The sequence below is a fragment of the Paenisporosarcina sp. TG20 genome (assembly GCF_000286315.1).
Taxonomy (GTDB): Bacteria; Bacillota; Bacilli; order Bacillales_A; family Planococcaceae; genus Paenisporosarcina.
The window spans coordinates 1-741 of record NZ_ALJG01000031.1 but is presented as its reverse complement, the minus strand read 5'-3'; the positions used below and the strand labels follow the sequence as shown (position 1 = coordinate 741).

General features: G+C 31.6%; 1 protein-coding gene. It reads left to right on the top strand.

Going from position 1 to position 741, the window contains the following annotated elements; all coding sequences use genetic code 11:
• Positions 1 to 83 precede the first annotated feature (83 nt).
• Positions 84 to 728 (top strand): SulP family inorganic anion transporter, encoded by a 645-nt coding sequence (locus B371_RS0100145; RefSeq protein WP_019412355.1) that lies wholly within the window; start codon positions 84 to 86, stop codon positions 726 to 728.
• Positions 729 to 741: the final 13 nt, after the last annotated feature.

Here is a 741-nt window from a genome sequence, read left to right as displayed (position 1 = left end):
TTTTTTATGCAACGCTAGTGAGATAATGTAAAAAATTTTTCAATATGTCCCAGTCGGAAAATATACCATGGGAGGATCAAACTATGATTTTTAGATTAATGCCAGGATTGAAACGAATTTATCATTACAAAAAATCATATATAACTCAAGATTTAACAGCTGGAATAATTGTTGCTATTTTATTTATTCCCCAAAGTATGGCCTATGCAATTATTGCAGGGGTTCCATTGGTTATAGGGTTATATGCAGCAACGCTACCCCTTATTGTATATGCACTATTTGGAAGTTCTAAATATTTATCAATTGGGCCAGTATCTATTGTCTCACTTTTAGCCTTTTCGGGTATTTCAAATTTCGCTCAACCTGATTCCTCTTACTTTTTGGAGTTAATATTACTCCTTGGATTAATAGTCGGGTCTATTCATCTAATTATGGGGTTGCTCAAAACAGGATACTTGTTTGATTATATTTCTCCAACTGTCATAAGTGGCTTTACATCTGCAGTAGCTATAATTATAGCTCTAAATCAAATTAAGTCATTATTAGGTGTTTCACTTCCCCCTTATAATGATTTTTTTAGTTATACCTTAGAAATTATAAAAAAATTACATGAGACAAATCCCTATACTATATTAATTGGCATTGGTAGCATCTGTATGTTACTAATTATAAAAAAAACAACATCCATGTCACTCGGTCCTTTAATTGTCGTTATTATTTATACCTGAATCCGTGATGATT